Origin of the sequence: Sellimonas sp. (assembly GCF_047234585.1) — a bacterium.
GTDB lineage: Bacteria > Bacillota > Clostridia > Lachnospirales > Lachnospiraceae > Sellimonas > Sellimonas caecigallum.
Genome location: NZ_JBKSWG010000028.1, coordinates 1 through 26,613, shown reverse-complemented (window position 1 = coordinate 26,613; position 26,613 = coordinate 1). Strand labels below are relative to the sequence as shown.

Annotated in this window: 23 protein-coding genes; 21 read left to right on the top strand and 2 right to left on the bottom strand. The window is 43.6% G+C overall.

What is annotated here, in order from left to right:
* The first annotated feature begins 68 nt into the window (after positions 1-68).
* The 20 genes from ACLROL_RS10475 to ACLROL_RS10380 all read left to right on the top strand — a co-directional run bounded on the left by ACLROL_RS10475 (position 69) and on the right by ACLROL_RS10380 (position 24,265).
* Entirely contained in the window at positions 69-1,352 is a 1,284-nt protein-coding gene (locus ACLROL_RS10475) for an O-acetylhomoserine aminocarboxypropyltransferase/cysteine synthase family protein (protein WP_087201361.1), read from the top strand.
* Between the two features lie 78 nt (positions 1,353-1,430).
* Entirely contained in the window at positions 1,431-2,144 is a 714-nt protein-coding gene (locus ACLROL_RS10470; protein ID WP_087201359.1) for a ClpP family protease, read from the top strand.
* Between the two features lie 61 nt (positions 2,145-2,205).
* Positions 2,206-4,677: an FtsK/SpoIIIE family DNA translocase gene (locus ACLROL_RS10465; RefSeq protein ID WP_287448249.1), complete on the top strand. Its 2,472-nt coding sequence runs from the start codon at positions 2,206-2,208 to the stop codon at positions 4,675-4,677.
* Between the two features lie 23 nt (positions 4,678-4,700).
* Complete coding sequence (locus ACLROL_RS10460) at positions 4,701-6,371, top strand: formate--tetrahydrofolate ligase (RefSeq protein WP_413067791.1); 1,671 nt, start codon at positions 4,701-4,703, stop codon at positions 6,369-6,371.
* Between the two features lie 40 nt (positions 6,372-6,411).
* Positions 6,412-7,251 carry a bifunctional methylenetetrahydrofolate dehydrogenase/methenyltetrahydrofolate cyclohydrolase FolD gene (gene folD / locus ACLROL_RS10455; protein WP_087201355.1) on the top strand — a complete coding sequence of 280 codons (840 nt, stop codon included), beginning with the start codon at positions 6,412-6,414 and terminating at the stop codon, positions 7,249-7,251.
* 21 nt (positions 7,252-7,272) lie between these two features.
* Positions 7,273-8,274: a chitobiase/beta-hexosaminidase C-terminal domain-containing protein gene (locus ACLROL_RS10450; protein WP_413067790.1), complete on the top strand. Its 1,002-nt coding sequence runs from the start codon at positions 7,273-7,275 to the stop codon at positions 8,272-8,274.
* 262 nt (positions 8,275-8,536) lie between these two features.
* Positions 8,537-9,244, top strand: a complete 708-nt coding sequence (locus ACLROL_RS10445) for an N-acetylmannosamine-6-phosphate 2-epimerase (protein ID WP_087201351.1) — start codon at positions 8,537-8,539, stop codon at positions 9,242-9,244.
* 10 nt (positions 9,245-9,254) lie between these two features.
* Positions 9,255-10,181: a dihydrodipicolinate synthase family protein gene (locus ACLROL_RS10440; RefSeq protein WP_087201349.1), complete on the top strand. Its 927-nt coding sequence runs from the start codon at positions 9,255-9,257 to the stop codon at positions 10,179-10,181.
* A gap of 26 nt (positions 10,182-10,207) precedes the next feature.
* On the top strand, positions 10,208-11,731 hold the full coding sequence (locus ACLROL_RS10435; RefSeq protein WP_087201348.1) for a sodium:solute symporter: 1,524 nt from the start codon (positions 10,208-10,210) through the stop codon (positions 11,729-11,731).
* Positions 11,732-11,753: 22 nt separating this feature from the next.
* On the top strand, positions 11,754-12,206 hold the full coding sequence (locus tag ACLROL_RS10430; protein WP_087201346.1) for a YhcH/YjgK/YiaL family protein: 453 nt from the start codon (positions 11,754-11,756) through the stop codon (positions 12,204-12,206).
* Between the two features lie 38 nt (positions 12,207-12,244).
* Positions 12,245-13,129, top strand: coding sequence for an ROK family protein (locus ACLROL_RS10425; RefSeq protein WP_413067789.1), 885 nt, complete (start codon positions 12,245-12,247; stop codon positions 13,127-13,129).
* 46 nt (positions 13,130-13,175) lie between these two features.
* Entirely contained in the window at positions 13,176-13,994 is an 819-nt protein-coding gene (locus tag ACLROL_RS10420; protein WP_087210600.1) for a MurR/RpiR family transcriptional regulator, read from the top strand.
* A 152-nt stretch (positions 13,995-14,146) separates the two neighbouring features.
* A complete protein-coding gene (locus ACLROL_RS10415) occupies positions 14,147-15,328 on the top strand; it encodes an iron-containing alcohol dehydrogenase (protein ID WP_413067788.1) in 1,182 nt (393 codons plus the stop codon).
* A gap of 144 nt (positions 15,329-15,472) precedes the next feature.
* Positions 15,473-16,363, top strand: coding sequence for a sulfide/dihydroorotate dehydrogenase-like FAD/NAD-binding protein (locus ACLROL_RS10410; RefSeq protein WP_087201338.1), 891 nt, complete (start codon positions 15,473-15,475; stop codon positions 16,361-16,363).
* Complete coding sequence (gene gltA, locus ACLROL_RS10405) at positions 16,363-17,748, top strand: NADPH-dependent glutamate synthase (protein WP_087201336.1); 1,386 nt, start codon at positions 16,363-16,365, stop codon at positions 17,746-17,748. Before ACLROL_RS10410 ends, gltA begins: the two co-directional genes overlap by 1 nt.
* A 127-nt stretch (positions 17,749-17,875) precedes the next feature.
* Positions 17,876-19,495, top strand: coding sequence for a potassium/proton antiporter (locus ACLROL_RS10400; RefSeq protein ID WP_413067787.1), 1,620 nt, complete (start codon positions 17,876-17,878; stop codon positions 19,493-19,495).
* Positions 19,437-22,481, top strand: a complete 3,045-nt coding sequence (locus ACLROL_RS10395) for a 2-dehydropantoate 2-reductase (RefSeq protein ID WP_413067786.1) — start codon at positions 19,437-19,439, stop codon at positions 22,479-22,481. Before ACLROL_RS10400 ends, ACLROL_RS10395 begins: the two co-directional genes overlap by 59 nt.
* 2 nt (positions 22,482-22,483) lie before the next feature.
* Positions 22,484-23,518 carry an acyltransferase gene (locus ACLROL_RS10390; RefSeq protein WP_413067785.1) on the top strand — a complete coding sequence of 345 codons (1,035 nt, stop codon included), beginning with the start codon at positions 22,484-22,486 and terminating at the stop codon, positions 23,516-23,518.
* Positions 23,519-23,565: 47 nt separating this feature from the next.
* Positions 23,566-24,045: a 23S rRNA (pseudouridine(1915)-N(3))-methyltransferase RlmH gene (gene rlmH / locus ACLROL_RS10385; RefSeq protein WP_087210588.1), complete on the top strand. Its 480-nt coding sequence runs from the start codon at positions 23,566-23,568 to the stop codon at positions 24,043-24,045.
* A 94-nt stretch (positions 24,046-24,139) separates the two neighbouring features.
* Positions 24,140-24,265, top strand: a complete 126-nt coding sequence (locus ACLROL_RS10380; RefSeq protein WP_221919783.1) for a DUF6019 family protein — start codon at positions 24,140-24,142, stop codon at positions 24,263-24,265.
* A 99-nt stretch (positions 24,266-24,364) separates the two neighbouring features.
* Here the strand turns inward: ACLROL_RS10380 and ACLROL_RS10375 are convergent, their stop codons facing one another.
* Entirely contained in the window at positions 24,365-25,276 is a 912-nt protein-coding gene (locus tag ACLROL_RS10375) for a hypothetical protein (RefSeq protein ID WP_413067784.1), read from the bottom strand.
* 304 nt (positions 25,277-25,580) lie between these two features.
* Positions 25,581-26,054 carry an RNA polymerase sigma factor gene (locus ACLROL_RS10370; RefSeq protein WP_413067783.1) on the bottom strand — a complete coding sequence of 158 codons (474 nt, stop codon included), beginning with the start codon at positions 26,052-26,054 and terminating at the stop codon, positions 25,581-25,583.
* Positions 26,055-26,409: 355 nt separating this feature from the next.
* Between ACLROL_RS10370 and ACLROL_RS10365 the strand changes: the two genes are divergently transcribed.
* Positions 26,410-26,547, top strand: a complete 138-nt coding sequence (locus ACLROL_RS10365) for a helix-turn-helix domain-containing protein (protein WP_413067782.1) — start codon at positions 26,410-26,412, stop codon at positions 26,545-26,547.
* Positions 26,548-26,613: the final 66 nt, after the last annotated feature.

Sequence of the window (26,613 nt, the reverse complement as noted above, 5' to 3'; positions counted from 1 at the left end):
ATGGGTAATTCCTTACTGGCTGTAAGGGGTATTAACCATAAATATATTGTAGTAGGAGGAGTAAGTGTATGAGCGACAACTACAAGATTGAGACAAAATGTATCCAGTCAGGCTGGAAACCGGGAAAAGGAGAGCCAAGGGTGCTTCCAATTTATCAGAGCACGACATTTAAATATGATACAAGCGAGCAGATGGGGCGTCTCTTTGATCTGGAAGACAGTGGATATTTTTATACAAGACTGCAGAATCCAACCAACGACGCCGTGGCTCAGAAGATCTGCGATCTGGAAGGCGGATATGCAGCTATGCTTACCTCCTCCGGACAGGCAGCAAATTTTTATGCGATCATGAATATTGCAGGGGCAGGGGATCACATCGTATGTTCCTCAGCTCTCTACGGAGGAACTTATAACCTTTACGCACATACGATCCAGAAAATGGGCGTGGAAGCCACATTTGTAGATCCGGACTGTACAGAAGAAGAACTGAATGCGGCATTTCGTGAAAATACGAAGGCAGTCATGGGAGAGACGATTGCAAATCCGGCGCTTACAGTGCTTGATATCGAGAAATTTGCAAAGGCAGCACATGCTCATGGGGTACCACTGATCGTGGACAATACATTTGCAACGCCGATCAATTGCCGACCGTTTGAATGGGGAGCAGACATCGTGACTCATTCTACGACAAAATATATGGATGGACATGCAATGTGCGTTGGCGGTGCTATTGTGGACAGCGGAAATTTTGACTGGGAAGCCCATGCAGATAAATTCCCGGGACTTACGCAGCCGGATGAGACATATCACGGCATCATTTATACGCAGAAATTTGGGAAAGGTGCATATATCACAAAGGCTACAGCACAGCTCATGAGGGATCTGGGATCTATCCAGGCTCCGCAGAATGCCTTTCTTCTGAATGTAGGACTGGAGACACTTCATCTGAGAGTGCCGCGTCATTGTGAAAATGCGAAAAAAGTTGCTTCATACCTGAAAGGACATGACAAGGTTGCCTGGGTAAACTGTGCGATGCTGGAAGGAGACAAATACTACGATCTGGCTCAGAAATACATGCCGGACGGAACATGCGGCGTCATCACTTTCGGACTGAAGGGAGGGCGGGATGCTTCCGTCAAGATGATGGACAGTCTGAAACTTTGTGCCATTGTAACGCACGTTGCCGATGCAAGAACATGCGTTCTGCACCCGGCAAGCCACACACATCGTCAGATGAATGAGCAGGAGCTTCTGGAAGCAGGAGTACAGCCGGATCTGATCCGTTTCAGTGTGGGAATTGAAAATGCAGATGACATCATCGCAGATCTGGAACAGGCGCTGGAGCTCGTATAAGCTTTTTCAGAAAATTGCATATGTATAATTAAGAAAACACCTCCACATAATAGGAAAAAATGTGGAGGTGTTTTTATTATGGAAGAGATGCAGAACATGGAAAAACAGGAGAAGGAGACCGAGCAGATTAAAGAGACGGGAAGTCTGGAACTAAGTGAAGGGAAAAGTGACTATCGTGTGTATCTTCTGACGATCATAGGAGAGATAGAAGGGCACGAGGCCGTATCGGGAAATACGAAAGCTACCAAGTATGAACATCTGCTGCCGAAGCTTGCTGAGATCGAATCCAACGATGAGATTGAAGGGGTGCTTATCCTGCTTCATACTCTTGGGGGCGATGTTGAGGCGGGACTGGCTATCGCGGAGATGATTGCATCGCTCAGCAAGCCAACGGTATCTCTTGTCCTTGGAGGAAGTCATTCTATCGGAGGGCCGCTTGCAGTGTCGGCAGATTACTCCTTTATCGTGCCAAGCGGCACAATGATCGTACACCCGGTACGGTCAAGCGGAATGTTCATCGGTGTGATTCAAAGTTACCGGAATATGGAAAAAACACAGGATCGGATCACAAAATTTATATCTGAGCATTCGAGGATCACGCAGAAGAGACTCGAAAAGTTGATGCTGGATCCCTCTCAACTCGTAAAAGATGTTGGGACGCTGCTGGAAGGAAGGGAAGCTGTTGAAGAAGGAATGATCGATGAAGTGGGAGGGATCCGGGAAGCGTTCCGGAAGATCCATACACTTATTGATGAGTATAGGGACAGGAAAGCACGGGGAGAAAATAGGTAATGACATCACATTTTAAAGATGCTATAATATACGGGTAGATAAATCACAAGGGGGATATTTCATGGCTTCCAGTACAAAAGGAACGCGGAAAAGCAAATCCGCAGCAAAAAAGCCAGGAACAACAAAATCCGGAGGAACAAAGCGCAAGACAAAAGCGCAGATACAGCGGGAAGAGATTGTAAGGGAAGAAATTAGGATTCTCATTATTCTTGCAGTGTCTGTTATTCTTTTGATCAGCAATTTCGGTTTAGGAGGTTTTGCCGGCCGGTTTATCGCTGATTTTATGGAGGGAATTTTTGGACAGGTTTCCTATCTGTTTCCATTTCTGCTGTTTGCAGGGGGCGCTTTTTTAATATCTAACAAAGGAAACAGGACTGCCTATCTGAAATTTTCGGCTGCGGCCGTGTTGGTAGTCCTTGTTTGTGTATTTCTGGAACTTGTCAACAAAGCCGGAGGATTCATCGGAGAAGGTATATCGGAGGTAATGACACCAGCTTTTGGCGTTGTAGGGACATATGTCATCGACATCTTTCTGATGATGATCTGCCTTATATTGATTACACAGAGATCTATGCTGAAAGTGATCAAATCCGGGGGCCAAAAGGCTCTTGCCAGCTTTAAAGAAGGGAAGCTGAAAAGAGAGGAAAGACGAAAAGAGCGTCTGGCAAAAGAGGCAGCAAAACCAAAGAAACGACGGGAGAAAAAAGTGGAAGGCGTTTCTTTTGATACTACTTTGGAAGGACGAGATCCGGAAATACAGGAGATCGTAGTTCCCGTGAAAGCGTCGGAAGAACCGGGAGAAGAGTCGGAAAAATCATCCGTGGAGGACATCGTTATTACACGGGCTGCGCAGGAGGAAACGTCCCGTACAGATACACCTCTTGATATGGATGATGCCGCGCAGGCCGTTCCGGATTTGTCGGAACTGGAGGATGCAGGGATGGTAGAGTTTTCTCCGGCCAATATAAAAGCGCCAAAAGAGGAGAGAGGGGCTGCATCTTTGAAAAAAGGGGAAAGTGTCGAGGAAGAAATACTGAAACGGGCGGCAAAGCCTGTGAAAAAGTACAAGGCACCTCCTATGAACCTTCTGACAAAAGGAAAAAAAGGTCGGGGGGATTCCGACAGCCATTTGAGAGAGACGGCTATGAAGCTTCAGCAGACACTGAAGACATTCGGGGTCAATGTGACAGTGACGAATGTAAGCTGCGGACCATCCGTTACACGATATGAAGTACAGCCGGAACTGGGGGTAAAAGTAAGCAAGATCGTAGGACTTGCAGACGATCTGAAACTGAATCTTGCCGCTTCGGACATCCGTATCGAAGCTCCGATTCCTGGGAAGGCAGCTGTAGGAATCGAAGTGCCGAACAAAGACAATTCGGCCGTCCTATTAAGAGATCTCCTGGAAAGTGAGGAATTCCGCCGTGCAGAATCGAAGATTAGCTTTGCCGTAGGAAAAGATATCGGAGGACGTACAGTTGTGGCAGATATAGCAAAGATGCCGCATCTTCTTGTTGCCGGGGCAACCGGATCAGGAAAATCCGTATGTATCAACACGCTGATCATGAGTATTCTTTACGAGGCATCGCCGGATGAAGTAAAACTTATCATGATCGATCCGAAGGTTGTAGAGTTGAGCGTGTACAACGGAATTCCACATCTTCTCATACCAGTCGTCACAGATCCAAAAAAGGCAGCCGGAGCGCTGAATTGGGCCGTAGCAGAGATGATGAAACGATATCAGCTTTTCGCGCAGTATAATGTACGGGATATGAAGGGTTTTAATGAAAAAGTAGACAGTGTAAAAGACATCAGCACGGAGGAAGAACGTCCGGAAAAGATGCCTCAGATTGTCATCATTGTGGACGAGCTTGCAGATCTGATGATGGTGGCGCCCGGGGAAGTGGAGGAGTCTATCTGCCGTCTGGCTCAGCTTGCCAGAGCTGCTGGAATCCACCTCGTCCTTGCCACACAGAGGCCATCTGTCAATGTTATCACAGGTCTGATCAAGGCAAACATGCCGTCCCGAATCGCATTCTCAGTGTCATCTGGTGTAGATTCCCGGACGATCATCGATATGAACGGGGCGGAAAAACTCCTTGGGAAAGGAGATATGCTTTTCTACCCTTCCGGATATCAGAAACCAGTCAGAGTACAAGGCTCTTTTGTATCGGATAAAGAGGTTCAGGCAGTTGTAGATTATCTTGTGAAAAATAATGGAAATGTGTCTTATGATGAGAATGTAGAGAGCCACATGGCAAATGCGGCCAGCAGCACTGCCGGTGCATCTGCAGACTCCCCGGGTAATGACAGGGATGTATATTTTAAAGATGCAGGATATTTCATTATTGAGAAGGATAAAGCATCTATAGGGATGCTGCAGAGGGTGTTCAAGATCGGATTCAACCGGGCTGCAAGGATCATGGACCAGCTATACGAGGCAGGCGTGGTAGGAGAAGAGGAAGGCACAAAACCGAGAAAGGTTCTTATGTCAAAAGAACAGTTTGACCAGTACATAGAAGAACATGTCTGATGAGACAGAAACGGAGGAAGAAAATGAAGACAGATATTCAAATTGCACAGGAAGCGAAGATGGAACATATCAGAAATGTTGCAGCTTTGGCAGGGATCGAGGAAGAGGATCTGGAGTTTTACGGCAAATACAAAGCAAAACTCTCAGCTGAACTGTGGGAAAAAGTGAAAGACCGTCCGGACGGAAAGCTTGTGCTTGTGACGGCGATCAACCCGACTCCGGCTGGAGAAGGAAAGACAACTATCACGGTAGGTCTCGGCGAAGCAATGGCAAAAATAGGGAAGAAAGCGATGATCGCACTGCGTGAACCATCTCTTGGTCCGTGTTTTGGGATTAAGGGAGGAGCAGCAGGCGGCGGATATGCGCAGGTTGTTCCGATGGAAGATCTAAATCTGCATTTTACCGGAGATTTCCATGCCATTACTTCTGCAAATAATCTTCTTGCAGCTCTTCTTGACAATCATATCCAGCAGGGAAATAAACTTGGCATCGATCCGCGTCAGGTTGTATGGAAGAGATGCGTGGATATGAATGACCGCGTCCTCAGAAATATTGTAGTAGGGCTTGGAAACAAGATGGATGGAATGGTAAGGGAAGATCATTTTGTTATTACAGTAGCCTCCGAAATCATGGCAATCCTCTGTCTTGCCGACAATCTTGCAGATCTGAAACAACGTCTTGGAAGAATCATTGTAGCCTATAATTTTGCTGGGGAACCGGTCACAGCTGATGACCTGGAAGCTACAGGAGCGATGGCAGCTCTTCTAAAAGACGCGATTAAACCGAATATGATCCAGACATTGGAACATACACCTGCCCTTGTCCACGGAGGACCATTTGCCAATATCGCCCATGGATGCAACAGTGTCCAGGCTACAAAGATGGCTTTAAAAATGAGCGATATCACGATTACGGAGGCAGGGTTTGGTGCCGATCTGGGAGCAGAAAAATTCATGGATATCAAGTGCCGTATGAGCGGACTGAAACCAGATGCGGTCGTGCTTGTTGCGACAATACGTGCACTCAAATATAACGGCGGTGTTGCGAAAGCAGATCTCAACGAGGAAAATCTCGAAGCGCTGAAGAAAGGAATTGTAAATCTTGAAAAACATATTGAAAATCTTCAGAAATTTGGTGTGCCGGTAGTTGTTACCCTCAACTCTTTTGTATCCGATACGGAAGCAGAAAAAGCATATGTCAAGCAGTTTTGTGAAGAAAGAAATTGTGAATTTGCTATTGCGGATGTATGGGGAAGAGGCGGCGAAGGCGGCATCGAGCTTGCGGAGAAAGTGCTGAATACGCTGGAGACAAAGGAAAGCCATTTTAGTCCGCTTTATCCGGATGACCTGCCTCTTAAAGAAAAAATCTGTACTGTAGCCAGAGAAATCTATGGAGCAGATGGCGTAGTGTTTGAAAAAGCAGCAGAAAAGCAGCTTGCAAAGATTGAAAGCATGGGATTTGGAAATCTTCCGGTATGTATGGCAAAGACACAGTACTCTTTGTCAGACGACCAGACACTTCTTGGCCGTCCAAGCGGTTTTGATATCCATGTTCGGGATGTGTATGTAAGCGCAGGAGCAGGATTTGTTGTGATACTTACTGGAGCGATCATGACGATGCCAGGTCTTCCGAAGGTACCGGCGGCAAACGGAATCGATGTGACAGATGACGGAAAGATTACTGGTTTGTTCTAAAACATGCCGTATCAGGTCGGCAAAGACAGGAGATGGGAATATGACAGTATTGATAGACGGAAAAGCGATTTCCAATCAGATAAAAAATGAATTGAAAGAACAGACAGCAGACTTAAAGGCACGGGGAATTACCCCATGCCTTGCTGTCATTTTAGTCGGGAAAGACCCGGCATCTGCAGTTTATGTGCGGAATAAGAAAAAAGCATGTGAGTATGTAGGGATTGAATCCCGATCCTATGAACTGGATGAAGAGACGACAGAAGAGAAGCTGGAGGCGTTGATACGTTCTCTCAATGCGGATGACACTGTACATGGAATCCTTGTCCAGCTTCCGCTTCCGAAGCATCTCAATGAAGAGAAGATCACGGGAATGATATCTCCAAAGAAAGATGTGGACGGCTTTCTTCCGGAAAGTATTGGAGCACTATGCCTTGGAAAAGAAGGATTTCGCTCCTGCACACCGGAGGGCGTCATAGAGCTGATCAAACGATCCGGATTTGACATTGAGGGCAAAGAATGTGTAGTCGTAGGGAGAAGCAATAATGTCGGAAAACCGATGGCTTTTCTCCTTCTTCAGGAAAACGGAACTGTGACGATCGCACATTCCAGGACAAAGAATCTTAAAGAGATTACAAGACGGGCAGATATTCTTGTGGCAGCGGCAGGGAAGCCGCGCCTTATTACAGAAGAATATGTCAAAGAGGGAGCCATCGTCATCGATGTTGGCATACACAGGGGAGAAGACGGCAAACTATGCGGAGACGTGGATTTTGACCGGGTAAAAGAAAAAACGGCTGCCATCACACCGGTTCCGGGAGGCGTGGGCCCGATGACAGTAGCGATGCTTATGTACAATTGTGTGGAGGCGGCACGAAAATAAGAGGAGAGAATAAGACGTATCATGCAAAGGACAACGAATCAAGACCATATGTTATCGGAGGAACAAATCAGACGGCGCAGGAAAAAGGCAAAACAGGCACGGATGAAAAGACTCAGGAGACTGCGCCGCCTGCTGATCGCGGGGATGATCCTGATCGTAGCTGCCCTGGCAGGACTTGGTATACTGATATACCGGAATACATATACGGGGGTAATTAATCAAGGGAAAAAGGCACTCGTAGACGGAAACTATGCAAAGGCAGAGCAGCTCTTTTCAAAGGCGATAGAGAAGGACGGGAAAAGGGAAGAAGGATATCTGAACCTCGCAAAGACTTATGAGGATCAAAAAGAGCTGGAAAAGGCGGATACACTTTTTGAGAAAGCAGTGACAGATTACCCGGATAGTGTGGGTGTTTACCGTGCCGCTGTGGAGTTCTACGTGGATTCTGACCAGACAGACAAAATTTCGCCGATCATGAACGAATGTACCAGCACAGAAGTTTTGACAGCACTTGACGACTATGTGGCAAAACTTCCGGTATTCAGCTTGGACGAAGAAGAAGTGTACGACGATGTACAAGAACTTACCTTAAGTTCAAAAGGAAAGGGAAATATCTATTATACAATTGACGGAAGCGAACCGACACAGAGCAGCACGAAGTACGAAGATCCGATCCAGTTAAGTCAGGAAGGAGAGACGACAGTGCGTGCCATATTTGTCAACCAGAAAGGCATCCCGAGTCTGGAAGTAAAGAAGACCTTTACCATCCGTTTCCCGATCGCAGACGCGCCGGCAGTTTCTCCGACGACAGGAGAATATACTCAGGCACTGGCTGTTGAAATCCGTGTACCGGACGGATATACGGCTTACTACACTACAGATGGAAGTGAGCCGACGGAAGGATCACAGAAATACACTGGTTCTCTGATGATAAATAAAGATACGGAACTGAATGTCGTATTGATTGACAAGAATGGAAGAAAGAGCGAAGTGACGACAAGAAAATATCGTTTTTCATCTTAATGAGGAGACAGAATAATCCCCTGCGGTTATCCGCAGGGGATTATTCTGTTTTTGAAGATTGCACATCGTTTTGAAAAGTAAATAGATGAAAGCTCTTTCATTTATTGTGCAAAATGTACTATAAAAAATGGGGGAAAAACAGGAAAACATATGTAAAAATGAAAATGAAGTGAAAAGATTTTCAGAACAGCTGTAAAACGTTGAAAGACTTTTCATAAGTGTTATACTTGGTTCAAGAAAGGGAGTCAGAAAGGAGAGCACTATGAATCAAAAATTAGAACAGCTCAAAGGAAATCTGATCGTATCATGTCAGGCATTGCCCCATGAACCGCTCCATTCTTCTTTCATTATGGGAAGAATGGCGCGGGCAGCTGCGGAAGGAGGAGCGCTTGGCATCCGTGCCAACACACCGGAAGATATTGCTGAAATCAGAAAAAATGTAGATCTTCCCATCATAGGCATTGTAAAGAGAGATTACGAAGACAGTAAGGTATACATTACGCCTACGATGAAAGAAATCGATGAATTGATGGCTGTCAAACCGGAAATTATTGCCATCGATGCAACAGAATCGTTAAGACCAGGCGGAATCACACTGGATGAATTTTATGCTGCTATTACCAGTAAATATCCAGATCAGTTATGGATGGCGGACTGCTCTACAGTAGAAGAGGCGCTTCATGCGGATCAGTTAGGATTTGATTTTATCGGAACGACGCTTGTCGGGTATACGGAGCAAAGCAAAGGGGATAAGATTGAATCTAATGATTTCGAAATTATCAGGTCAATTTTAAGTCAGGCAAAACATCATGTAATCGCAGAGGGGAATATCAATACACCGGAAAAAGCAAAACGGGTCATTGAACTTGGATGCTACAGTGTTGTGGTAGGATCTATTATTACACGTCCGCAGCTGATTACAAAATCGTTTACAGAAGAAATCGCAAAATTAAAAAATAAGAAGAATTAGGAGGAAAAAAATGAGCAAATTAGAAAAATACAGAGGAATTATCCCGGCTTTTTATGCATGTTATGATGAAGAGGGAAATGTAAGTCCGGAAAGAGTGCGCGCCCTTACACAATACTTTATCGATAAAGGTGTAAAGGGAGTTTATGTAAATGGTTCTTCAGGAGAATGCATCTATCAGGGAGTAGAAGAAAGAAAACTCATCATCGAAAATGTGATGGCTGTTGCAAAAGGAAAACTTACAGTCATCAATCATGTAGCATGCAACAACACAAAAGACAGTGTTGAACTTGCAAGACACTCAGAGAGTGTAGGCGTAGATGCAATCGCTTCTATACCTCCGATTTATTTCAGACTTCCGGAATATTCAATCGCTGCATATTGGAACGCAATCAGCGAAGCTGCTCCAAATACAGATTTTGTGATTTACAATATCCCACAGCTTGCAGGTACAGCTTTGACGATGAGCCTGTTTGCAGAAATGATGAAAAATCCAAGAGTCGTTGCAGTAAAGAATTCTTCCATGCCGACACAGGATATTCAGATGTTCAAAGCAGCAGGAAAAGCAGCAAAAGGAGAATTTATCGTATTTAATGGACCAGACGAACAGTTTGTCGCAGGACGTGCAATCGGTGCAGATGGCGGAATTGGCGGTACATATGGTGTCATGCCGGAACTTTTCCTGAAATTGAATGAACTGATCATCTCTGGAGAAAAAGAAAAAGCGATAGAATTGCAGTATGACATTAATGAGATCATCTATAAGATGTGCTCCAGTCATGCAAATATGTATGCAGTGGCAAAAGAGATGCTGCGTGCGAATGAAGGACTTGATATCGGAGGGGTACGTCTTCCGCTGGAAAATCTTCAGGAAATGGATAAAGTAATTGCAAAAGAAGCTGCGGAAATGGTCTGTGCAGCAAAAGCGAAGCATCTGTAAACACGATTAGAAAAGGGAGGTAACACATGCAGGGTTTTACCGTAATTGATTTGGTTATTTTGATTCTTTACCTGGCGGCAGTATTGTTTGCAGGCCTTCATTTCGCAAAAAAGGAAATGAAAGGTAAGGAATACTTTAAGGGAGATGGGACCGTACCGTGGTGGGTAACATCTGTATCTATTTTTGCCACATTATTAAGTCCAATTTCATTTCTGTCTTTGGCCGGGAACTCTTATGCAGGAACGTGGATCATGTGGTTTGCACAGCTTGGTATGCTGCTGGCAATTCCGGTAACGATTCGGTTTTTCCTGCCGATTTACAGCAAGCTGGATATTGATACAGCATATCACTATCTGGAACTTAGATTCAACAGCAAAGGTCTTCGTGTCCTTGGTGCTGTAATGTTCATTATTTATCAGGTGGGACGTATGTCTATCATTATGTATCTGCCGTGTATGGTATTATCCAGCCTGATGGGGATCAACGTAAATATCCTGATTATCATTATGGGTATTATCGCAATCATCTATTCCTATACAGGAGGATTAAAATCTGTTCTTTGGACAGATTTCATCCAAGGTTCTGTACTTTTGATCGGCGTTACATGTGGATTGATCTTCCTGTTATGCAACATTGACGGCGGACTTGGAGCTGTTTTCCACGAATTCACGGAAGGACACAAATTCCTTGCAGAAAATCAGCCGATTTTCGATGCAAATATTTTAAAAGACAGTGTATTTCTTTTGATTGTAGGAGCCGGATTCAATACGATGGGATCTTATGTATCCAGCCAGGATATTGTACAGAGGTTTACAACGACAACAGATACAAAAAAGCTGAACAAGATGATGCTTGCAAACGGAGGACTTTCCATCTTCATCGCAACCGTATTTTATTTGATCGGAACAGCATTGTACGTATTCTATCAGGTACAGGGAAATCCGCTTCCGCCGGCAGCACAGCAGGATCAGATTTTTGCATCCTGGATTGCTTTTGAACTTCCGGTCGGTGTTACTGGATTACTTCTTGCGGCGATTTACGCGGCAGCACAGTCTACTTTATCAACAGGATTAAACTCTGTTGCATCCAGCTGGACACTGGATATCCAGGAGCGTTTGTCCAAAAAACAATTAAGCTTTGAAAAGCAGACAAAAATTGGCCAGTATGTATCACTTATCGTCGGAATCTTCTCTATCGTTGTTGCTATGGTACTGGCCAACGGAGGAGTAAAATCTGCTTATGAATGGTTCAATGGATTTATGGGACTTGTACTTGGCATTCTTATCGGAACATTTATTCTCGGTGCATTTACAAAAGTAGCAAATACGTTTGGAGCAGTACTTGCCTTTATTGCAGCTTCTGCAGTTATGATTTTTATCAAATATGGCGTGCCGGTTGTAGCTCCGGATGTGACAATTTCCATTTGGTCTTACTCTATTATTTCCATTGCTGTATCACTAGTTGTGGGAATTCCGGCAAGTATCATTTGGAGAAATGTAAAAGGCGACAAGTCACAGCCGGCTCCAAACACAACAATCTACAACAAATAAGCTGCGTTAAAGGAGAACCGAGATGGTATTTGGAAATATCAGAGATTTAAAAGAGTATGGATTTTTAGAAGAAGATATATTAAAATGTTTTGCGTATGCAAAAGAACATGATCTTGCAAGCTATGAAAAAGGAAGTCATGAAATTGATGGCGATGATCTTTTTGTAAATATCGTAGAATATGAAACAACGGACACAGAAAACAGATTTTGGGAAGCGCATCGATATTACCTTGATCTGCATCTAATGCTGACAGGAAAAGAACGGATCGATATCAACTTCATAGATAATCTGGATCAGAAAGAGTTTGTAGAAAAAGATGATTTTCTTCCGATGAATGGACAAGCAAACGGTTATGTTGTTCTGGAAGAAGGAGACTTCCTGCTTTGCTATCCGAAAGATGCACACAGGACGGCTGTGAAAGCAGACGAATCTATGAAAATCAAAAAAGCAATTTTCAAAATCCGTATAAAATAGTGTAATGCGAAAAGCAGCAAAGAAGAAGGAGCAGCGGGATGAATAAATATATCTGTATTGATATAGGAGGTACTTCCATCAAACATGGCGTCATTACAGAAAACGGAAAATTCTGTGAAATTGGTGAAATATCTACAGAAGCCATGAAATATGGAGGACCAGGAATCCTAAAAAAAATTCATAGGATTACTGAAGAATATTTAAAAATATATGCTGTGGAAGGAATATGCATTTCCACAGCAGGGATGGTAGACTGTGAAGAAGGAAAAATCATCTATGCAGCACCGTTGATTCCGAACTATACAGGGACTGAAATAAAGAAAAGCATGGAAAAAGCCTTTGGGATACCATGTGAGGTAGAGAATGACGTAAACTGCGCGGGACTTGCGGAAAATTTTGCAGGAGCTTCCAAGGGAAGTCGTATCAGCGTCTGCCTTACAATAGGAACTGGAATAGGCGGAGCGATCATCATAGACGGCAAAGTGTTTCATGGTTTTTCCGGGAGCGGGTGTGAAGTGGGGTATATGCATCTTCCGGGCGGAGAATTTCAGGATTTGGGCGCAAGCAGTATTCTCGTGAAAAAAACGGCCATTTATAAGAATGTAGATTCAGCATCGATCAATGGAAAATATGTTTTTGAACAGGCAAAGAAGGGCGATGTAGACTGCATCCGGGCAATCGATGAAATGGTAGACGTATTGGGGATGGGTATCGCTAATATCTCCTATGTGATCAATCCGGAAGTCGTTGTACTTGGCGGCGGTATTATGGCACAGAAAGAGTATTTGGAGGGCCGCCTTGTGAAAAGTTTGGAAAAATATCTTATTCCGTCTGTTGCAGAGCATACGAAGCTGGCGTTCGCCGAAAATCAGAATCAGGCAGGGATGCTGGGAGCGTTTTATAATTTTAAGGGAAGACATTAGTCTTCCCTTAAACGAGTTATGAAGAAAACTACGGGAGGGATAGAAGTTGGAAGAATATGAAAGAAATATCATACCGCATATTGAAGCAATCTACGAAACGTTTACAGAACTTGAGAAAAACATTGCGGATTACTTTATACATTACGACGGAAAAGAAGATCTGGTTTCCAAAAAGGTAGCCAAAAGACTATATGTTTCTGAAGCATCTCTCTCAAGATTCGCGAAAAAATGCGGATATACAGGATACAGAGAGTTTCTGTTCAGTTATCAGCAGGGAAGGAATGCATCTCCACATCCGCACGCAAGTCACCACATTAAAAAAGTTTTGAACAGCTATCAGGAACTTTTGAATAAAAGTTATTCCCTGATGGATGAGGAACAAATTATCCGGATCGTAGATATTTTATCGAAAAAAAAGAGAATCTACGTCTATGGAAAAGGAAGCTCCGGCCTGGTGGGAATGGAAATGAAGCTGCGATTTATGAGGATAGGTGCAAATATAGAAGCTATCACAGACGAACATATCATGAAAATGAACTCGGTGCTTTTAGATGATGAGTGCGCAGTAATCGGAATCAGCATCAGCGGAAAGACGGAAGCTGTTATTGAGTCTTTAAAAATAGCGAAAAAGTGTGGGGCAAAAGTGATTCTTATGACTGCGCACGCGGAAAAACAGTTCCTTGATTTTTGCGATGAGGTAATGCTGTTCGCTCTGAAAGAAAATCTGGAGCAGGGAAAAGCCATTTCTCCACAATTTCCAATATTGATTATGGTAGATATGCTGTATTCACAGATGATTCAGCTAGATGAATATCGAAGAAAAATGCTGCATGAATATACACTGGAAGCTTTGGATGAGAGATAGTTTTTCAGAAATTTTCCTTTCCTTTTCTACATTATATGTAAAAAAAATTGAAAAAAATGTAAAAAGTATAAAAACCCGTTGAAAATAGAAAAAAACAGGAGTATAATCAGGATAGTTAAAAAAATGTCAATGTAAGAAAAGGAGAGATAGCAATGAGCAGATTTTGTTTACCAAGAGACATTTACCACGGAAAAGGAAGCCTGGAAGAGCTCAAAAACCTGAAAGGGAAAAAGGCCATCGTCGTAGTCGGTGGAGGTTCTATGAAACGCCAGGGCTTTCTTGACAAAGTTGTCGACTACTTAAAAGAAGCTGGAATGGAAGTTGACGTTTTTGAAGGTGTAGAGCCGGATCCATCTGTAGAGACTGTTATGAAAGGCGCCGAAGCTATGAGAAAATTCGAGCCAGACTGGATCGTAGCAATGGGCGGAGGATCACCGATTGATGCAGCAAAGGCAATGTGGGCATTTTATGAATACCCGGATACTTCCTTTGAAGATCTTTGTACTCCGTTCAATTTCCCTGAACTGAGACAGAAAGCAAAATTTGCAGCAATTCCGTCCACATCAGGAACAGCTACAGAAGTGACGGCATTCTCTGTTATCACAAACTATCAGACAGGTGTGAAGTATCCGTTAGCAGACTTTAACATTACTCCGGATGTTGCTATCGTGGATTCGGATCTTGTAGCAGGACTTCCTGTAAAACAGGTTGCTTACACAGGGATGGATGCTCTTACACATGCTATCGAAGCATATGTATCTACATTGAACGGACCTTTCACAGATCCTTTAGCTTTGCAGGCGATTGAGATGGTACTTGATTATCTTCCGGCATCTTATCACTGCAATATGGACGCAAGAGAACAGATGCACTACGCTCAGTGTCTCGCAGGTATGGCATTTTCCAATGCACTGCTTGGTATTGTACACTCCATGGCTCATAAAACAGGTGCTGCATTTTCTACAGGGCACATTCCGCATGGATGCGCAAATGCTATCTATCTGCCATATGTAATCAAATACAATGCAAAATGTCCGGTGGCTGCAAAACGTTATGCAGAGATCGCACGCAGGATGGGACTTCAGGGAACATCTGAAAAAGCTCTGATCAACAGTCTTATCGCAAAAATCGATGCGTTTAACGTAGAGCTTGGTATTCCGAAGACATTACAGGAATTTGGCGTAAATGAGGAAGAATTCAAAGAAAAACTTCCGAAGATCGCAGAACTCGCAGTTGGAGATGCTTGTACAGGATCCAACCCGAGAAGCATCACTCCTGCAGAAATGGAAAAACTTCTTACATGTACATACTATGGAACAGAAGTAGATTTCTAACACAAGATACATTAACAGAAAACAGAGCGGGCATTTCCCGCTTTGTTTTTTGTCAAAAACAGCTATTTTTAACATAATTGCACTTGATATTTTTTCGGCAATATTTTATGATAATAAAAGTATAACAATTAGGAGGCATGAGAGATGTACAAAATTTTAAAAGCTGAAGAACTTGCAGATAAGATTTTTCTCATGGATGTTGAAGCTCCGCGCGTTGCAAGACATTGCGAACCGGGGCAGTTTGTCATTGTGAAAATGGATGAAAAGGGAGAGAGAATTCCCCTTACTATTTGTGACTATGACAGAGAAAAAGGAACGATCACAATCGTATTTCAGATTGTGGGAGCATCCACAGAGAAAATGGCCGATTTAAAAGAGGGGGATTATTTCCGCGATTTTACAGGGCCGCTTGGATGTGCGTCTGAATTTGTTCACGAAGATATTGAAACATTGAAAAATAAAAAGATGCTTTTTGTTGCTGGTGGTGTTGGCGCAGCTCCGGTATATCCGCAGGTTAAATGGCTGCATGAGCATGGTATTGATGCGGATGTTATTGTAGGTTCCAAGACAAAAGATCTTTTGATCCTGGAAGATGAGATGAAGGCAGTCGCTGGAAATCTTTATGTATGTACAGATGATGGAAGCTATGGACACAGCGGAATGGTTACGTCCATGGTGGAAAAACTTGTAAAAGAGGAAGGCAAAAAGTACGATGTATGCGTCGCTATCGGACCAATGATCATGATGAAATTCACATGCCTCATGACAAAGGAACTTGGTATCCCGACGATCGTCAGCATGAACCCGATCATGGTAGATGGTACAGGCATGTGCGGTGCATGCCGTCTTCATGTGGGCGATGAGATCAAATTCGCGTGTGTAGACGGACCGGAATTTGATGGTCATCTTGTCAATTTCGATGAAGCGATGAAGAGACAGATGATGTACAAAACACAGGAAGGAAGAGCCATGCTGAAGTTACAGGAAGGCAATACACATCACGGCGGATGTGGAAATTGTGGAGGTGACAACTAATGGGAGACGTAATGAAAAAAGTACCGGTTCGGGAACAGGATCCGAAGGTAAGAGCTACAAACTTTGAAGAAGTATGTTTGGGATACAATGCAGAAGAAGCGATGGAAGAAGCTTCCCGCTGCATCAACTGTAAAAATGCAAAATGTATTCAGGGATGTCCGGTTGCAATCGACATTCCGGCATTTATCAAAGAAGTAAAAGAAGGAGACTTTGAAGGAGCATATAAGACGATCGGTCTTTCCTCTGCACTTCCGGCTATCTGTGGACGTGTATGCCCTCAGGAATCCCAGTGTGAAGGAAAATGTATCCGCGGAATCAAAGGCGAGCCGATCTCCATCGGTAAACTGGAACGTTTCGTAGCAGACTATGCTCTGGAACACGATATCAAACCGGAAGGAGCAAAGGAACACAATGGACATAAAGTTGCCATCATCGGTTCCGGTCCTGCAGGTCTTACCTGTGCGGGAGACCTTGCAAAACTTGGTTATGATGTGACTGTTTTTGAAGCACTCCACGAACTTGGCGGAGTACTTGTATATGGAATTCCGGAATTCCGTCTTCCGAAACAGAAAGTCGTTGCAAAAGAAATCGAAAAAGTAAAAGAACTGGGCGTAAAATTTGAGACAAACGTTGTGATTGGAAAATCCACAACTATCGACCAGCTCATCGAAGAAGAAGGTTTCGAGGCTGTATTTATCGGATCTGGCGCCGGTCTTCCGAAGTTCATGGGAATCCCAGGAGAAAATGCCAACGGAGTATTCTCAGCAAATGAGTACCTTACAAGAAGCAATCTTATGAAAGCGTTTGATGAAAACTACGATACACCGATCGCTGCAGGAAAGAAAGTCGCAGTCGTTGGCGGCGGAAACGTTGCGATGGATGCTGCAAGAACAGCTCTTCGCCTTGGAGCAGAGGTACATATCGTTTACAGAAGAAGCGAGGAAGAACTTCCTGCCCGTGTGGAAGAAGTACACCATGCAAAAGAAGAAGGAATCATCTTTGATCTTTTGACAAATCCGGTTGAGATTCTCCAGGAAGATGGCTGGGTAACAGGAATCAAATGCGTGAAAATGGAACTTGGCGAGCCGGATGCATCCGGAAGAAGACGTCCGGTACCGGTAGAAGGATCTGAATTTACTATGGATGTAGATACTGTAATCATGTCTCTTGGTACATCTCCGAACCCGCTGATCTCTTCTACAACAGAAGGTCTGGAAGTAAATAAGTGGAAATGTATCGTTGCAGATGAAGAATTCGGAAAGACATCCAAAGAAGGCGTATACGCCGGAGGCGATGCCGTTACAGGTGCAGCTACTGTTATCCTTGCTATGGGAGCAGGAAAAGCTGGCGCAAAAGGTATCCATGAATATCTGAAAGATAAATAATCTGTGAAGAAGCAGGGAAGGATGTATTCGTAAGAGAGTGCATCCTTTCTTTCTTTGTCGTCATCATTTGGGAGTTTTGCAGAGTTTTGCGTAATGCAACAGCACTGTTAAGAAAAGGAAGTGAGAAATGAATTTTTATCTGCTGCTTATAGGAATTGTAATTTTTATCTGTATTTTGGCAAACCGCTATCTGGAAAAAACAGCGGTTCCGTCTCTTGTCTTTTTCATTTTTTTGGGAATGTGTTTTGGGGAAAATGGAGTCTTCCGAATTCCATTTGATGATTATGTGATATCCGAGGCGATCTGTTCCATCAGTCTCATATTTATCATGTTTTACGGAGGATTTGGAACAAGCCTGAAAGCGGCGAAGCCGGTTATCGTCCGATCTGCGATCCTGTCCTCTATGGGAGTTATCCTGACAGCAGGGATCACAGGCGGTTTTGTCTACTTTGTTCTGCATCGGCCTCTTTTGGAAAGCCTTTTGATCGGAGCAGTCATCTCCTCCACAGATGCGGCTACCGTTTTCCATATTTTACGTTCGAAAAAGATGGCTTTGAAATACCATACAGATTCTATGTTGGAGCTGGAATCTGGTTCCAATGACCCGATTTCTTATATGATGACGACAATTCTCGTTGCTCTTATGACCGGAGAATCAATTTCCATCCCGGTTATGTTTGCAAAACAGATTTTTTTGGGTGTTCTGGTAGGGATAGTGGCAGCAAAACTGGCTGTTTATCTTTTGCAGCATGTAAGTTTTCATGTGGAGCATGAAAAGACAGTTCTTGTATTTTCTGTGGCAATCGTCTCTTATGCATTTGCATACCAAATCGGAGGAAACGGCTATCTGAGTGTGTACTTGTGCGGAATCCTGATGGGAAATGCGTCTCTTACGGACAAAAAATATCTTGTTCATTTCTTTGATGTGATTACCAATGCAGCTCAGGTAACAATCTTTTTTCTTTTGGGACTGCTTGTCACGCCTAAAGAGCTTCCGGAAGTCTTGATTCCGGCATTTGGTATTATGGTCTTCCTGACATTGATCGCGAGACCAATTTCTGTGTTCCTGCTGCTAAAGCCATTTAAGGCTCCGATGAAGCAGATCGGAGTTGTGTCCTGGGCAGGGCTTAGAGGGGTGGCATCCATCGTGTTTTCCATTTATGCCGTTTTGCAGGATGCGCCGCTAAAGGATAATCTGTTCAATCTAGTATTTTGCATTGTAATTATGTCGATTTTGATTCAGGGAACACTTCTTCCGTCGGTATGCAGGAGGCTGGATATGATGGATCAGGGAGCGGATATCCGTAAGACATTCAATGACTATCAGGAAGAGAGTGATATCTGTTTTGTAAAGATGCACATCGAGGAAAATCATCCGTGGATCAATAAGCAACTGAAAGAGATAGAAATATCCAAGGAACTTCTGATCGTTCTCGTCATTCGAGATGAGAAAACGATCGTTCCTGACGGGATGACCAAAATTCAGAAGGGAGATCTTGTGGTGCTGGCTGCCCTGGAGTTCGAGGACAGGGAAAATATTGCATTGAAAGAAATTATTCTGACAGAAAATCACAGATGGATCGGTCAGACTCTTGGAGAAATCACTCTTCCACCTGGCTGCCTTGTCATTATGATCAAGAGGGACAAAGATACGATCATTCCTCGGGGAGATACAAAGATGCAGGAGGATGATGTGCTTGTGGTTGCGAAGCAGCCGCCTGTGTTGGAGACGAAAAGCACCGCATAGCGACGGCATGAAATTTAGAAATAGAGAAGGAGTATACACCATGCAAACAGACAGCAAAATCACGATTGTCGGAATTGGCGGAGTAGGCGGCTATCTTTCCGGGATGCTCTGCAGGACATTCAGCCAAGTGACTTTGATTGCGAGAGGAGAGCGAGGGAAAAGCATAGAAAAAGGGGGAGTTATCCTGCACAGCGAATATAATGGAGAGATCCATGCTGTGCCGCATAGAGTTGTACATTCGGCAGAAGAGATCCGCGAGATTCAGGATATCATCTTCCTCTGCGTAAAAAATTACTCTCTGGAAGATGTATGCCGGGATTTGAGACACTGTGTGGACGCGCATACGATCATTGTGCCTGTCATGAATGGGGCAGACACCGGAAAAAGGACAAAAGCATTTCTGGGAAAAGGACGTGTTTCAGACTGCGTGATTTATATTACTTCTTTTTTGAATCCGGATTTTAGTGTCACACAGCTCGGACAGTATGCAAGGCTCGTTCTCGGTTCCAGAGAGGATGCAGAAGCTGCCAGGGAAGCGGGGAAATATCTGGCTGCCGCAGGAATTGACTGTGAAGTATACGAGGATGCAGATCAGGCTGTCTGGGAAAAATATATTTTCAACTGCGCCTATAATGTAGAGACGGCATATTACAATGCCAATGTGGAAGACCTGCAGACAGATGAAAAAAGACGTGAGGAATTAAGGACGCTTCTTGGAGAAGCATGTTCTGTTGCTGCAGCAAAGCATATCCATATTCGAGAGAACTATCAGGAGGAGGAGTACGAAAGATTCCTGCATCTTTCAGAAGGATCCACAAGTTCCTTGAAAAGGGATATGGAGGCCGGAAAAACGTCGGAGATAGAGACGTTTGGAGGATATCTCGTGGAGGAAGCACAGAGGCTTAATATCCCGATCCCGCTTTCGGAGAAGATATACCGGGAGCTTAGATGCAGAGAGTTTCTGAATGGAGTTAAGAGAAAAATAGAAAAGAAACTGGAAGAAACGAGAAAAGAGATCGAAGAAGGACGGCAGGATATTGCCGGGATGCATGAGTACTACTGGGAAAACCGTGCAGAGATGGATCAGTATGGATATGAAGATTACGATAACCAACAGGCGCTTTTAAGAAGTGTAAATGCAAATCAGGAGAAGCAAAAGCAGGAACATCGATACAGAAAAATGCTGGATTCTCCGTTTTTCGGCAGGGTGGACTTTACTTACGAAGGAGAAGAACGGCCGGAGTCTTTCTATATTGGGATTGGAAATTTTGCAGAGCGAACCGGTGCAGTTCCGCTGATCTATGACTGGCGCGCCCCGGTTGCAAGTCTGTTTTATGATTTTGATCAGGGAAGAGCGTATTATGATGCCCCGTCTGGAAGACTGGAAGGAGAGATTATTTCCAAATGGCAGTACAAGATTCGCGGCGGAAAAATGATCTATGCTTTTGAAAGCGATATGAAAATCGATGATGAAATCTTGAAGGAAGAGCTCGGAAGCAATGGAGATGTGAAACTGAAAAATATCATCCGCACGATTCAGAGAGAGCAAAATGCCATCATCCGCAACACGAAAGATAAGATACTGGCAATCCAGGGAACAGCGGGCAGCGGGAAGACATCGGTGGCTCTTCACCGTATAGCCTATCTTCTGTACCATGACCGAAAACATCTTAAGTCCTCGAATATTTTGATCCTCTCGCCAAACAGTGTATTTGCGGACTATATTGCCCATATCCTTCCGGAGCTTGGTGAGGAGGCTATTCAAGAACTGAATTTTGATCTGTTTGCGTACAGAGAACTTCAGGACGTGGTATCAGACTGCGAAGACAGGTACGATGACATTGAAAAGCGGATGCAGAAAAATGTGTGCCAGGCAAGACACCGGGAGAAACAGTCCCGTGAATTTTTAGGGATGGCAGAAGGGTTTCTGGCAGAACTGGAAGAGAGACTGGTAAATCTAAAAGCAGTGAGTTTCCGGGGAATTGAAAAAACAGAGCAGGAGATGATACGGCTTTTCTATTTCAAGTTTCAGAATGTTCCGCTTCTTTCCAGGGCAGATGCCATTATGGAGGCGCTCATCGATGAATATGAAACTTTATATAACCGGAATATATCGGAAGAAGATCTGGAGGAGATCCGAAAAAAATTCTCACAAATGTATGTGACAAAGGACCTCTATGTCATCTATAACTGGCTTATGGAAGAGAGCGGCTATCCGCTGCTTCCGAAGGTTCCATATGAAAAGAGAAAGCTGGAGTACGAGGATGTATTTCCGATGCTGTACCTGAAATATCGGCTTTACGGAGCAAAGTCACAAAAGACAATTCGTCATCTCGTCATTGATGAGATGCAGGACTATTCGTATCTCCAGTATGTGATTCTGGATATGCTTTTTGCATGTCCGATGACGATCCTCGGAGATCGTGCACAGACTCTGGATGACAAGACGAGGGATGTGCTGACCTTTCTGCCGCAGATTTTTGGGAAGAAGATTCGAAGGATCGAGATGAAAAAAAGTTACCGCAATACAAGTGAGATTGCACAGTACGCTGCTGCATTGTACAAAGAGCAAAATATGGATGTGGAGATTTTCAGGCGCCATGGAAAACCGGTAGAAGAAAAAGCATTTTCTACACTTTTGGAGGCAGTGCGTGAGATAAGAAAAAATGTAAAAACAGGACCTGACAGATATGAAACTGCAGCTGTCCTAACTGCCACACAGGAAGAGGCGGAGGCGGTCTGCAGATGCCTGAAAGAAGAAGGACAGGAAGCTTTCTGTATTGATCGGGACAGCAGTACATTTCGGAGAGGTCTGTCTGTAACCACGTTCTATCTCGCAAAAGGGCTGGAATTTGACCAGGTGTTCGGAATCCGCCCTGAGAAAGGAAATATATTTTCTGCCCAGGCAGACTATATTACTGCCACAAGAGCCATGCATGAATTGTATATGTATCGAATCTGTGGAGATGGGAAGGAAGAGGAATAAAAATGCAAGATAAGAAAAAGAGATATATCTATATTGATGTACTGAATATTTTCGCCTGTCTGTGCGTAATTTTCATGCACTGCAATGGAATCGCGCATATTTATTCGTATACCCGTGCATGGAAAGAAAGTATGGCGGTAGAGACACTGGCGTACTGGGCGGTGCCGGTATTCTTTATGATTTCCGGAGCAACCCTCCTGGGATACAGAGATAAATATACGACAGGAGTATTTTTCAAAAAAAGGATCCTGAAGACGGTTATCCCGTTTTTTATCTGGATTCTGATCAATCTGGCGCTGAAAGTCGCCACAGGAAAAATGGAGATGGAAGGCGGGGTGCGGGGTATCGTAAATATGTTTACCAATACGACGACGGAACATGTTTACTGGTTTTTCATTCCTCTTTTTATGGTATATCTGTCCCTGCCCGTTGTTTCTGTATTAAAGGATTACAAGAAACTGCTCGTTTATATGACGGCAATGGCATTTTTGATTTATTCTGTTTATCCGGTTACCTGCACACTGCTGAAAATCCCGATAAACGGTTACATTCAGTTCCCGGCAGCAGGGGGATATCTGCTCTTTGTACTGCTCGGGTATCTCATTTCCACGACAGAAATGTCCCGAAAGACGAGGCTTTTGTTTTACGTCCTTGGGATTGCAGGCGCAGTCATCCGATATGGAACGACACTCGTGTGGTCTGGCCGAAGCGGAAGTCTCAATCAGACATTCTGGGGATATATGAATTTTCCATCTGTATTCTTAGCGGCGGCAGTCTTTGTAGCGGTAAAATATATGCCGTGGGATAAGATACTGGCAAGTGAGAAAGCAAAGAAAATAACGACCAGCCTGGCTGGAACCGGGTTTGGTGTTTATCTGATGCACATGATCGTTTACCGGACTTTGCAGACAATGACTGGACTTTCCGGAACTTCCTATACCTGGAGATTTTGCATGCCATTTGTGATATACGGTATCTGTGTATGCATCATTCTGGTCTTAAAGAAAATCCCGGTATTAAAACACATTGTCCCGTAAATCTATAGTCGAGAAAAGCTGATACATACGATATAAGGAGAGAAAACGTGAAAATAACTGTCATTACCGTGGGGAAAATCAAAGAAAAATATCTGAAAGATGCCATCGCAGAATACCAGAAAAGGCTTGGGAGATACTGTAAACTGGAAATCGTGGAAGTGGCAGACGAAAAGACTCCGGACAACGCAGGGGAGACCCTGGAAAACCAGATCAGGAGAAAAGAAGGCGAGCGGATCGCAAAATACTTAAAAGACGATGCGTATATCATTGCGCTTGCCATCGATGGAAAAATGCTGTCATCAGAAGAATTTGCAGATCAGATTCAAAGACTTGGAGTTGGCGGGACGAGCCATATCCAGTTTGTCATCGGCGGCTCCATCGGTCTTGATGAGGAAATTCTTAAAAAGGCAGACTATCGGCTTAGTTTTTCCAAGATGACCTTCCCTCATCAGCTGATGAGAGTCATCCTTCTGGAGCAGATCTACAGAGGATACAGAATTATCGCCAACGAGCCATATCATAAGTAAGTGCGGGTTTTCGCATTTGGGTATGATATGATTGTGAAATAATGTTTGAAAACAGAGAAAGCATTACAGACTATCAAATTATAGGAGAAACAATATGGAATGGTTACCAATCATCATAATAACTATACTGATTTTAACATTAGGTTTATACTCTATTGTTAAATGGGCAGTAAAAGATGCGTTAAGAGAATATTTTAGGGATAAGGACAAAATAAGGTAGGAAATAAAGGGATAAAGATTGTTCTGCGGGGCTCCATTCAATTAGAACCCCGCAGAACAATAAATTCTTGTTCAATCAATCCGTATAGATGTTTTAAGATTATAAAACATATTTATCTGCATTTATCATTTTTGTTGCTGGCAGATTCAATAAAATTCCAAGCATACCGCGGGGCTCTCCGTTTTCTTTCCGGCTGCCAATTTGCGACACGTTAATGCTCTTCTGGTATACGGCAGATTTCTGGTTTTCTGTGCAATCCACCCTGGCACAGTTAATAATTTCTATCTGATCAAGAATTTCCCGGGGAGTAATATTCACATCGATTGTAAGAATAGCGCAGTTCCTAACCAGAATACCCTGCGGTGAAGAGGTAAGAATATTGCTATCTAAAATGATCCGAGGACGGTTCTCAAGTATTCGCCTTTTTTCCTCTTTTACAATTTTAACAGAACTGCATTCTACGTCAATTTGACTAAAACTGTCTTTTAGATTTTCAGGTACAGACAGAGTTCCCAATACGTACAGTTTTTCTAGCTGGGACAGAAGAGGAGTGTTTTCCTCAGTAAGATCCAGATCTCCCCTGAAGTAAAGACGTTTCCCGTATTTTTTCAGAAGCTTTTGATTAAGCTCTTCATCTTCCCCGACAAAAACGTATCCATGCGGGACTATCTCCATTGAGGCTGTCTCGTCAAAAAGTTCCAGAGCATCTGATGCCTTTTCAGCAGGAACAAAAAAGCGAGGCGAGATAAACTGTACTTTTTTATTTCGTAAAACTGCCAGATTTATGTCGGAATCAGTTAGGCGTATTTCTTGTTCCGCATAGTACTTTTGCCCTTCTTTTGCACGGAGATGAAAATACATATCGGGTGTAAATATGGAGGAGAGGACAATACAGTCGTCCGGATAGGCTTTTATCTCTCCGGTTACATAAAGATCTTTTATGCATGTGAGAAGAGACACAGGACACAGGAGCGAACCGGTTACATTTATTGCCCTCAGAGTTTCCAGCACCTTCCTGGAAGTACCGGAGTGAACTATCAAATTCCCATTGACTGCGAGGATGGAATTGACCGGGAACGCAGATGCGCTGCTGATTTCTGAATTTCCATTCTGGAAGATAAGATTAACATTGTCATCCACTTCCAGAGTGTTGTCCGTATTGCAGATTGCAGGAAGCCGTTCCAGAATCCCCCGGCTCTCAGCACTTACCAGAAGTAAATCAGTATTTATCATAATCTGTTCATATCCTGAAAGATACTCCTCTTTTGCATTTCTTGCATCACATACATCACAGTTGATCATAAGATTTTTTTTCTCAGACATAATTTTCTCCTTTCAAAGCCGCTTTGAGATGTTTTCGAGCTGATGAAAGCTGCGCACGTACTGTACCGGCAGGAATGTGAAAAAAGTTACCTATTTCCGTGGAAGTATAGCCTTCCAGATAACGCATGGCAAAGAACACACCTTCTTTTCCAGGCAGAGTATCAAAGAGCAGTTCCCAGTCGATACCGTCATACTCTGGGGCATTACCGCCGTATACCGGAAGCTCCTCAGAGACAGACTCAAAACGTTGGTGCCGGATCCAATCTATATACATGTTTTTTATGACGCGGTAAAACCAGGCTTTTTTCTGTATATATGATAGAGATTCCAGTGTTGCCAGATGCTGCTCCATGGCACGGAGAAATGCTTCATGGACCAGATCTTCTGCAAGCAGCGGATCGTGGGTAAGGGTAGTACACCATCCGATGAACTCATTGCGGCAGTCTTTATAAAACTGTTCCAGCATTATGTTTTCTCCTTTGAATAAATGTAATCAGAAAACAGAAGCAGCGCTGCATGCTGATTTTGATCTTCTATAATTATAACGTTTGAGGAAGGGAGAGTGTTGGGAAGAATTCATTTTTCATCTACACTAGTATGCAGCACTTTACCAGCAGTACAGTAGACCATATGACAAAATATCTTCTCAATGCCAGAATGAAAATGTATAATAGAGAAGAAGAGTGGAAATACAGTGTTCGAAAACTTTGGTTTTCCAACCGGACATACGTGTCTGGTTGGAAAATACGTCATTTTCTCACTTTGTGTCGTGTAAACAAATGAACTTTTGACATAATCTGTTCGTGAAGGAGGTAAAGTCAATGGATCAGAAAAAAGTAGGCCAGTTTTTAAAAACACTACGCAAAGAAAAAAATATAACGCAGGAAGTGTTAGCTGAAACATTGAATGTATCCAGCAGAACAGTATCCAGATGGGAAACCGGGGGTTCACTTAGATAAAGATACCACATCAATCCCACGCTGACTTTTGCTCAACCGATACAGCCGGAGGGCTGGATAACAAGA